Origin of the sequence: Neoroseomonas rubea (genome assembly GCF_016106015.1) — a bacterium.
Classification (GTDB): Bacteria; Pseudomonadota; Alphaproteobacteria; order Acetobacterales; family Acetobacteraceae; genus Neoroseomonas; species Neoroseomonas rubea.
On sequence record NZ_JACADQ010000458.1, the window covers coordinates 1 to 2,471 of the forward strand.

2 protein-coding genes are annotated in these 2,471 nt (G+C 73.5%); both read left to right on the forward strand.

The window, feature by feature from the left end; all coding sequences use genetic code 11:
• The first annotated feature begins 120 nt into the window (after positions 1-120).
• Positions 121-783, forward strand: a complete 663-nt coding sequence (locus HW577_RS23595; protein ID WP_198378548.1) for a flagellar hook assembly protein FlgD — start codon at positions 121-123, stop codon at positions 781-783.
• 260 nt (positions 784-1,043) lie between these two features.
• Positions 1,044-2,471 (forward strand): flagellar basal-body MS-ring/collar protein FliF (fliF, locus tag HW577_RS23600; protein WP_198378549.1); only part of this gene is annotated, 1,428 nt, incomplete at its 3' end.

A 2,471-nucleotide genomic window follows, 5' to 3' on the forward strand; every position in this document is an offset into this window, starting at 1 on the left:
CGCAGGGCCAGGGCCCCTTGGCCGATGCCGACCCGCGCGGCGCCGCCCCTGCCGCGCCGCCGCCGCGCCGTGCGCTCTCCCTCATCGACCTTGCCATCTGACGCCAGGAAAGGACCCGCCATGTCCGGCTCGATCGCCTCCGCCACCGCCAGCGCCGCCAGCGCCGCCACCCAGTCCAACACGCGCCTCGCCGGCGACTTCAACACCTTCCTGACGCTGCTCACGACGCAGTTGCAGAACCAGAGCCCGACCGATCCGCTCGACGCCAACCAGATGACGAACCAACTCGTGCAGTTCGCCTCGGTCGAGCAGCAGATCGCGATGAACCAGAACCTCGAGCGCATGATCACGCTGCAGCAATCGGCGCAGCTGACCGCCGCGGCGCCGCTCGTCGGCCAGCGCGCGGAGGTCGAGAGCGACCGCGTCGCGCTGCAGAACGGGACCGCCGAGATCCGCCTGCCCGTCGCCGGCACGGTGCGCACGGCCGAGATCGCGGTAATCGACGGCACCGGGCGCACGGTGCGCACGCAGAATGTCACGCTCGGCCAGGCCGCGTCGGGCTGGACCTGGGATGGGCGCGATTCGACCGGCCGCCAGCTGACCGACGGCGCCTACCGCGTGCAGGTGAACGGCCGCGGCGCGAACGGGGAAGCGGTATCGGTGCCCTTCGCCGTGCGCGGCACAGTCACCGGGGCCGAACGCAGCGGCACCGACCTGAACCTGCGCATGGGCGCGCTGACGGTCGGATTCGACCGGCTGCGCAGCATCGCCCCGGCGAACTGACCGCGGGCGCGGGCGGCCCGGTCCGTGCGCGGGAGGTGCCGCGCGCCGGGCACGGCGGTCCATGCGGGCCGGACCGTGGCTGATCCCCCAGGCGGGGAGGCGGCATGTGGCCTGCCGGCCCGCCCGGGGCTCCCATTTGCGCGCGTTAACCGGCGCGAAACACCCGATCGGCAAATCTTGCCCCCGGCGGCAGGAGGCGGCCATCGGATGCGGCATACGCGGCAGGTGCGGCGCGGCGTGACTCATGGGGCGGACGCCCGATGAACGCGGCAGGACTTCTCGGTCAGCTGCGGGCGCTCGGCCCGGTGCGGCTGGCGGCGCTTGCCGGCGCCGGTATCGCCGTGCTCGGCCTGCTCGCCTGGCTTACCCTGCGCGCCAGCCAGCCCCCGATGGCACTTCTTTATAGCGACCTCGACCCGCGTGACGCGGGGCAGGTGGTCGCAGCCCTGGAACGCGCCCGCGTGCCGCACCGGATCGAGGCCGGCGGCAGCCGCATCCTGGCCCCCGAGGCCGAGATTCCGCGCCTGCGACTGACGCTCGCCCGCGAGGGCCTGCCGCGCGGCGGTTCGGTCGGCTACGAGATCTTCGATCGTGGCGAAAGCCTGACGACCACGCCCTTCCAGCAGGACGTGAACCGGCTGCGCGCGCTCGAAGGCGAGCTCGCCCGCTCGATCGCGAGCCTGGACGGCGTGCGATCGGCCCGCGTCCACCTGGTGCTGCCGCGGCGCGAGGCCTTCTCCCGCGACCGGGGCGATGCGCAGGCCTCCGTCGTGCTGACCATGCAGGGCGCGCAGCGGCTCGACCGTGAAGGCACCGCCGCGGTCCTGCACCTTGTCGCGACCGCCGTCCCCGGGCTGCGGCCGCAGAACATCTCCATCGTCGACAGCCGCGGCGCGCTGCTCGCGCGCGGCGGGCAGGCGCTGGCCGGCCCCGCCGCCGCCGCCTCGCAGGAGGAAATCCGCCGCGGGCAGGAACTGCGCATCGGCCGTGCGGTCGAGGAGATGCTCGAGCGCACGCTCGGCCCCGGCCGCGTCCGCGCGGAGGCCTCGGTCGAGATGGATTTCGACCGCGTGCAGACGACCGAGGAGCGCTTCGACCCCGAGAACCAGGTGCCGCGCAGCCAGCAGAGCGTGCAGGAATCCTCGCGCGGGTCCGAAGGCGGCACGACCAGCGTGCAGAACAACACCCCCGGCGCGGACAACCAGGGCGGCAATACCACCCAGGAGTCGCGCCAGGAGGAGACGACCAACTTCGAGATCGGCCGCACCACGCGCAACACGGTGCGCGAACACCCCGTGGTGCGCCGCCTGTCCGTCGCGGTGCTCGTGGACGGGGTGTGGGAGCCGCAGGCGAACGGCCCGCCCACCTTCCGCGAGCGCACGGCCGAGGAGCTGGCCCGCATCGCGACGCTGGTTCGCAGCGCCGTCGGCTTCAACGAGCAGCGCGGCGACAAGGTGGAGGTCGTCTCCCTGCGCTTCGCCGACCCGCCGACGGGCGATGGCGCGGCGCCGGGGATGTTCGACCTGAACTTCTCCAGCACCACCATCGCGCGGCTGATTGAAAGCGGCATCTTCGCCCTGGTCGCCCTGCTCGCGATCCTTCTGGTCGGGCGGCCGGCGATCGGGCGGCTCGCCGCGGCGGTCAGCCCGCCGGCGCTGGCCGGCCAGAACGGAAGAGCACACGACTGG

What these genes read in the sequence shown, in the direction of transcription:
- HW577_RS23595 (WP_198378548.1), top strand. Translation starts at nt 121, where the DNA reads ATGTCCGGCTCGATCGCCTCCGCCACCGCCAGCGCCGCCAGCGCCGCC.